Genomic DNA, 7,412 nt, shown 5'->3' on the forward strand with positions numbered 1-7,412 from the left:
GCCGCTGGCGCTCCCCCGGGCGCCGGCCCTGCCGCGCCGGAGATCCCGGCGCGGGCGCGCAGGTCGCGCGCCGCAGCTGGCACCGTCGCCGTCAGGCGCGTCGCCGCCACCGGAGCGATGGCGTTGCAGGTGACCCCGTAGCGGCCGAGGTCGCGCGCGACCACGCGCGTGAGCCCGGCGACGCCGGCCTTCGCCGCGCCGTAGTTCGCCTGCCCCGCGTTGCCGATCAGGCCCGAGGTCGACGAGAAGTTGACGATCCGCCCCCAGCGTTGCTGGCGCATCAGGATCGATGCCGGCTTGATCGTGCAGTACTGGCCCTTGAGGTGCACGGCGATGACGGCGTCCCACTCCTCCTCCGTCATGTTGAAGATCATGCGGTCGCGGAGGATGCCGGCGTTGTTCACGAGGATGTCTATGCGGCCGAAGTTGTCCAGGGCCGTCTTGATGATGTTCTCGCCGCCCTGGACAGAGGCGACGCTATCGAAGTTCGGGACTGCGGTCCCGCCCGCCTTCCTGATCTCCTCGACGACCTCCATGGCCGGCCCCTGGTCGACGCCCGTCCCGTCGGTGTTGCCGCCGAGGTCATTCACGACGACCTTGGCGCCTTCCTTGGCCATCAGTAGCGCGATGCCGCGGCCGATCCCGCGGCCCGCGCCGGTCACAACAGCTACCTTGCCTTCGAGCCATCCCCTAGGCATGGTCCCTCTCCTCCAGAGTCTGCGCTGCTTGCGCTCCGAATTTACCGCCGCCGCGGACGAGATGCTAGCCCATCGCCCGTAGCGTCGAACGAGCCTCGGCGGTCGAGGGGTTAGCTGGCCCGGCCGCCGCCCGCGCCGGTCCTGGGAGTATAGACCTCGCTTCCCGTCCAGCCGCGCAGGCGCCCCTCCGCCTTGGCCCGCTCACGCGCCAGTCGCCGCTCCTCCCCCAGCGCCCGGAGCTCATCGAGCTTATCGGAGTCGATGCGCATGTAGTTGTCGCGCCAGGAGTTGTCCTCGCTCCAGACGAAGGGCGTCTGCACTGTGGTCCGCGGCCGCCGGGCCGACTCCAGCAGCTCGAGCCCGATCCGGACGATCTCGCGCTGCATCGCCGCGTCCCACGGCTTCCCGCACGGGTTCCCGAGCGGGAAGTCCGTGAAGACGAAGCGCGGCACGCCGCACTGCTCGACCACGTCTCGCGCGGCCCCGAGGATGACAGTCGCGATGCCGTTCGCTTCCAGGTGGCGGGCTACCAGACTCACGGTCTGGTGGCACACCGGTCAGAGCGGCACCAGTATCGCAGCGTCGACCTTGTCCTCACGGCAGCGCGAGAGCACCTCCGGCGCATCTACCTCCATCGTCAGACGCTGGCTGTACTCGGTCGGCACACCGTGGCAGCGCGGGGCGAGGATCAACTCGCCCTCGGCCGCCAGCTCCTGGAGGCGGTGGATCGGGAAGTAGGAGTCGAGGTCCTCGGTGTGGGTCGCCTGCTTGTCCCAGAACCTGTTGTCGGTGAACAGGCGCGCCGGCGGGTCCGCGCCGTCCATGGAATAAACCCCGTTCGGCGGCCGTTCAGCGGCTGGGCCATCCCACTCCGGGCTAGCGGTGGTGATCAGCGTAACGACCGCGGACCGCAGGGGCTTGGCCAGCGGTGTGAAGGGGACGTCCGCGAAGCAGGCCCATCGGTACGGTTCCGTGAACCCCTGGGCGGCGTAGAACTCGCGGCTCTTGTCTATGTAGCTGACAAACGTGCGATAAGCCGGGTTGACCGGGCGCGGCGGCTCCATGTTCGCCTCCTTGGCGGCAAGGATATACGACGACGCCAGCCAGGGCAGTGCCATTCGGCCGGTCCCGCCGGAATCCGCGCCGCCGGCCGCCGGCAGCAGAGGCCTCGAGTGGAGGGACTTCGTGGCAGCGGTGGTGGGCGGTACAGGACTTGAACCTGTGACCTCTTCCGTGTGAAGGAAGCGCTCTGCCAGCTGAGCTAACCGCCCCCCGCGCGCGCACTCCATTCTAGCGCACCGGCGCCGCGGCGGCCGCGGCCTAGCGGGCGCCGACGATCAGCACCCAGAAGTGCCCGTAGGCCGCGCTGGCGCTGTAGAAGTAGCCGATGCCGATGTCGGTCGCGCTCGTGTCTAACACGATCGCCGCGTGGGGCGGGCTCACCAGCCAGGCGTTGACCGCGGACTGCGCATCGCCTTGCCCTCCGGTGATCGCCTCGCCGCGGAAGCGGCCGGGGTAGCCCGCCCGCGCGATGCGGCCTTCCGGCTGCGACCCGTCCGGCCCCGTGTGGAAGTCGCAGCCGCAGGCGAGCCAGTTGGCCTCGGCCATCTGGCGCGCGTACGCCGCCGCGGCCGCCATCAGGGCGGGATCGGCATTCAGCGCTGGCCGGCCGCTGCTGGTGCGGTAGGCGTTTATGAGGCGCACTGCCTCCTCGGCGAGGCCGGCGGCGCTGGGAGGCGGCGTCGCGGTCGGCGCCGGAGTGCCGAAGGGAGTTGGCGAAGGCGTGGCACTGGGAGTGGCGGAAGCCTGGGCCGTGCCCGTGGCCCGGGCAGTTGAGGTTGCAAGGGGCGTGAACGGTACCGGGGTGGTAAGCGGCCCGGCGGTCGCCGCAAGCCGGGACGCGGAGGCCGGCGCACCGTCAGCGGACCGCGCGGACGGCAGGGACTGGCCGCCCAGTCTGACGTCCACGGCGGAGGTCGGCTCAGGTTCGGGCGTGAGGGCGAGGTCGGCGGCGGAGATGGGGACGCCGCAGCCGGCCAGCAGCAGGGGTGCCAGCAAGAGCAGTCGCCCCAGCGACCGCGGGCTCAAGTTAGTCGCCTCGACACTTCAGCCCCGCCGAAGTCACCGAACCAATCTATTGGCGCGCTCAATAGAGTGTCAAGCTGACGAGTCTTCGCTTTTGGAGGGCGTGAGGTCCTGTGCGGGGGCGCGGCTCAGAGTCTCAGGGCAAGGATCTCGCGGCTGAGGACGCCCATCTTCACGTGGATCCGGACGTCCATCACGCGTATCTTCATCGTCCGGCTCGAGCTCTCTATCACGACCTCGTCGCCCTTCTCGAACCGGTAGTCGGTGTCGAGACTCAGCAGCAGCTCAGTCTTTCGCGGCGTGAACGGGTCGGACTCGTAGAATTCAGTCTTCATCCTCTACTCATACCTCAAGGCTGTGGCGATAGGGATGCTCGATGCCTGCCGTGAGGGCAGGAGAGTCATGAGCAGGGCCGAACCAAAGGATAGCAGGCCGATGAGCGCCACCTGCGAGTACGGGATTACGAAGTTCACGACTCCCTGGTTGGCAAACTCGTCGTGGATCAAGTAGCGGGAGAGGATCAGGCCGAAAATGATGCCTGTCGCGATCCCGCCAGCGGCGATGAGCGCAGACTCCAGCAGGAAAGTCAGCGCCACCATGCCCTTCGTGTAGCCCAGGGCCCGCAGCATGCCGATCTGCTGGCGCCTCTCGACCACCGAGCGGAATGCGATGACGCCCAGGGCCGCCACGCCTACGAAGAGGCCCAGCCCCATGAACCCCTGGATGATGCGGAAGAAGCCGGTGAAGAAGGACGACTGCCGGTTGATCTCCGCCCGCAGGGACTCCGCCTGCGCGCCCGTCTCCAGCAGCGACGATTCGATGTCACGCGCCACCTGCCGGGGGTCGGCGCCCTGCGCCGTCTGGACATAGAAGCGCCTGACATCCGGGGCGCCGAACGTGCTGGCGAAGGCCTGCTCGGACACGTGGAGGCCGAAGTAGAAGGTGCCGCTCGCCCCCAGCTCGATTACGCCGATGACCTTGAGGCGGGCCGTGCGTCCCGACAGGCGGTCGAGCACCACGATCTCCACTGGCTCCATCGTCCGCGCGCCCGCATCGACCGTCGTGATTACCGGCGGCGCGCCGAAGTCGCCGCTGATTGCGTTCGCGTCGATGATCGCCAAGGTCGGGTCCCGGCGGACGGCTTCCCACACCTCGGCGTCGCTGCCGTAGCCGTTCGCGCGCGTCTGGAGCGGTATCTGAGAGCGGGCCAGGAAGTTCGCGTCCTGGCCAAGCACCCGATAGTCCTCGAACCCGCGCGGCGCCCGCCGGGTCTCCCCGCCGTCAGACGGCGCCGCGCAGTCTTGTCGCGGCCGCACCTCGCAGACCGCCGCGCGCCGCTGCAGGGCCAGGGACGTCGTCCCCACCGCCTCGATGCGGGACGCCGCCGATGAGCCGGACTGACGCAGGGTCGCCGTCAGGTCCGGAATGGGGTTCGATGGGTTCTCATCGACGAAGACCTGCCAGCCGCCAAGGGCGCGGTCGCTGATGAACACGTGCTCGAAGTTGTAGTTCATCGACGACATCACGATCAGCGAGAAGACCACCAGGCAGAACATGGCCATGGTCATACCCGTGCGGGAGCGGTTCACCAACGGGTAGGCGACAGCCATGCGTATGGATGGCATGAGCTTCCCCAGGTGGCTGCCCACCATCGTGATCACCGTGACGATCAGGTCAGCGTTGTACACGGCCAGGAAGACGGACGCGACCGTGATCATGACGCCGCTTAGGAAGAACATCTCGATATCGCCGTCGACCTCGCCGAATACGCTCTCGATCAGGTTGAACTCGAAGTCAAAGAGCCAGATGTAGAGCAAGACCAGGCCGGCCGTCGTATAGGTGAGGCGCTCCGGCGAGCCGAAGGAGCGCAGGAGAAGCGCCAGGCCGATGGGCAACAGCGACAAGCCCATGTACAGCGGGAACTGGCTCATCTCGGAGGCGCCCACGACTATCAGCGGGATGCTACCCACGAGGAAGAGCGGGCCCAACTGGAACGTTATGAAGATGAACGAAAGAAATAGCAGGGTGGCGGCGACGCCCACGACGGCCTGCAGCCAGCCGGCCTCGATGCCGCCGACCGAGGTCATGAGAGCGACAGCAATGACGGCTAGCCCGGGACGGATGACCCAGGCTCGCTTCTCTCCGGGGCGGAAGATCAGGCGCCGCAGTGTCGCCAGGATGCCCCGGGCGCGCCACTGCGGCGGTTCGGCCGGCGGTTCAGGGATGTCGCGCACCGCGCGGACGATATTGATGTTGCTGATCCGCCAGGACGAGAACGTGACCGTGATGAACGTGAGGACAACGCCCAGGGCGTAGGAGATGATCAGGCTGCGCGCCGTCACATGGGGCGAGATGTCGATGAACTCTCCGAACACCGAAGCCATGATCCGGGCGATGACCATCGCGACGACGACGCCAAGGCCGGCGCCCACGGCGGCCGCTGCCAGGTTGTAAGCCATGCCCTCGGAGAGGAAGGTCTGCACCAGGTCGGCCCGCTTGGTGCCGACGGCGCGCGCCATGCCCATCTCCTGCTTTCGCTCGGCGGCGAGCATCACGAAGATCATGAAAATGAGGAGGATGCCGGCGCCGATGGAGAACAGCCCGAGGGCGAGGAAGAACGTCGTGAAGACGCTGGCCCCCTGCTCGGCGAACTCGACCGATATGCGCTTCTGCTCGAGGACGACCACCGGGACCTCTGCGCTTCGGGCCAGAGCGCGCGTATCCGCGGCTACCTCCTCGGCGTATCGCAGGCCCCCGCGCGCGTCCCCCTGGTTGGAGATCGCGATATATGTCACCTTCCCGGGCGCGGAGAACATCTCCTGGGCGATGGCGAGCGGTACCACGCCCCCCTGCAGGCGAGTCGAGATGCCGGCGCTGCCCGCAAGGCGCTTGTCCTCGACCACGGCGCGGACACGGAAGGTGCGCGCCTTGCCCAGCACCGTGATCTGCACGCTATCGCCGGCGCGGACGTCGAGCTCGTCGGCGGCGCTCTTGTTGAGGTAGATCTCGCCCGCGGCCAGGTCGGAGACCTTGAGGTGGGCGCCGGAGCGCGTGTCCTTCAGGTCGGGCAGGTCGCCGAAGCGCACCGGGTCGATGCCGGTCAGCGTGAACACCGGCGACGAGAGGCGCTTCTCGAGGTTGACCGCCGCAGCGACGTCCGCGTACACAGGCACGACCGCGTCCACGCGCTCGTCGCGGGAGAGCGCCTCTATCAACGGCATCACGGCCGCGAGGTCGAAGCTGGGGTCGCGGATGGCCTCTTCGCCCTCTTCGTCTTCGATGGACTCGTCACCGGGCGCGGACTGCAACCGCACCACCTGGTCCACCGAGCCCAGGCGAGAGAAGACCTGCTGGGTGATGCTTTGGTCGACGGTGTCGCCGGTAGTGAAGGCGGCGGAAATTATGAGCGTGCTGAGCATCAAGCCCAGCACTATGAGCGTCGTCTGGGCGCGCCGCCTGGGGATATTGCGGACGCCGATCTTGAACATCACAGGGTTTCGCCAGGCGATCAGGCCGACTGCGGTCAGCGCGACGGCAAGCGCGCAGACCAGGACGTACATGATCAGGTTCATCGAGAGCCCGAATAGCTCGTCCATCGCTCAGCGGGCGACGACGCGCTCTCTCGCGCGCTCCGTCGCCTCCTCGCCGATTATCTCGCCGTCCAGCATGTTCACGATGCGGTAGGTGCGCCGGGCGATGTTGATGTCGTGGGTGACGATAACGAAGGTCTGGTGGTTCTCATGGTTGAGGGCGGTCATGAGGTCCATGATCTCTTCCGCGTTCTTCGAATCGAGGTCGCCCGTCGGTTCGTCGGCCCAGACGATGTCGGGCTCGTTGACCAGCGCCCTAGCGATTGTGACGCGCTGCCTCTGGCCGCCGGAGAGCTGCGAGGGGCGGTGCTGCGCCCAATCAGCCAGGTGCACGAGCTCGAGCGCCGCCATCGCGCGATGACGTGCTTCTTTTGCCGGCACCCCGCTCACCAGGAGGGGCAGCTCGACGTTCTCGACGGCGCTGAGCACCGGCAGCAGGTTGTAGAACTGGAAGATGAAGCCCATCTTGCGGGCACGGAAGTCACTCTTCTCGTTGTCGGAGAGGCGGCTTATGTCGACGCCGCCGATGCGCACCACCCCGGCATCGATGGTGTCGAGGCCACTCAAGCAATTGAGCAGCGTGGTCTTGCCACAGCCCGAGGGGCCCATGATCGCCACCATGTCGCCCCGAGGGACCGTGAGCGACACGCCCCGGAGGGCCTGCACGCGCAGGTTGTCGGTCTCGTAAGTCTTGACTACACCTACTGCTTCGACGGCGTTCACGCCGTCACTTCTGTCGTCGAAAGGCACAAATGTACTCCCTGACGAGACAATCCTTCAAAACGGCATTCCCATGGTATCAGTCACTGGCGTCGAGGAAACCACCAAACCTGTGCAAATGTGATCAGGCTCACTCCGGCCCCGCTCCGGCCTCAGTTGCGTCCGTCTTTACGGCCCCAGGGGCCTGTGACATACTTCGCTCGCCCTGCCGCCCGCCTTCCGCACGACGAATCTCGGAGCCCGTAAGCCCGCGATGCCTGAACTGCCCGCGCCCGACAGCTTGACCACCGGAGTCCTGCCGCGACGGTTTCGCGTGGGC

General features: G+C 67.2%; 7 protein-coding genes and 1 tRNA gene. All 8 read right to left on the reverse strand.

Translation table 11 applies throughout. The features are described from left to right. The coding region (locus VNN10_02330) for an SDR family NAD(P)-dependent oxidoreductase (protein ID HXH20838.1) at positions 1 to 698 on the reverse strand (698 nt) is incomplete at its 3' end. Between the two features lie 110 nt (positions 699 to 808). Then, entirely contained in the window at positions 809 to 1,237 is a 429-nt protein-coding gene (locus VNN10_02335; GenBank protein ID HXH20839.1) for a hypothetical protein, read from the reverse strand. Between the two features lie 18 nt (positions 1,238 to 1,255). Further along, the gene (locus VNN10_02340; protein HXH20840.1) at positions 1,256 to 1,816 is read right to left on the reverse strand and encodes a hypothetical protein; all 561 of its coding nucleotides are present in this window, start codon (positions 1,814 to 1,816) and stop codon (positions 1,256 to 1,258) included. Positions 1,817 to 1,893: 77 nt separating this feature from the next. Next, positions 1,894 to 1,969, reverse strand: a tRNA-Val gene (locus tag VNN10_02345). Positions 1,970 to 2,018: 49 nt separating this feature from the next. Then, the gene (locus tag VNN10_02350; GenBank protein HXH20841.1) at positions 2,019 to 2,786 is read right to left on the reverse strand and encodes a CAP domain-containing protein; all 768 of its coding nucleotides are present in this window, start codon (positions 2,784 to 2,786) and stop codon (positions 2,019 to 2,021) included. Positions 2,787 to 2,911: 125 nt separating this feature from the next. Next, positions 2,912 to 3,118: a hypothetical protein gene (locus VNN10_02355; protein ID HXH20842.1), complete on the reverse strand. Its 207-nt coding sequence runs from the start codon at positions 3,116 to 3,118 to the stop codon at positions 2,912 to 2,914. 3 nt (positions 3,119 to 3,121) lie between these two features. Next, the gene (locus VNN10_02360) at positions 3,122 to 6,379 is read right to left on the reverse strand and encodes an FtsX-like permease family protein (protein HXH20843.1); all 3,258 of its coding nucleotides are present in this window, start codon (positions 6,377 to 6,379) and stop codon (positions 3,122 to 3,124) included. Positions 6,380 to 6,382: 3 nt separating this feature from the next. Beyond that, positions 6,383 to 7,123: an ABC transporter ATP-binding protein gene (locus tag VNN10_02365; GenBank protein ID HXH20844.1), complete on the reverse strand. Its 741-nt coding sequence runs from the start codon at positions 7,121 to 7,123 to the stop codon at positions 6,383 to 6,385. Positions 7,124 to 7,412: the final 289 nt, after the last annotated feature.

The sequence above is a fragment of the Dehalococcoidia bacterium genome, assembly GCA_035574915.1.
Lineage (GTDB): Bacteria > Chloroflexota > Dehalococcoidia > DSTF01 > WHTK01 > DATLYJ01.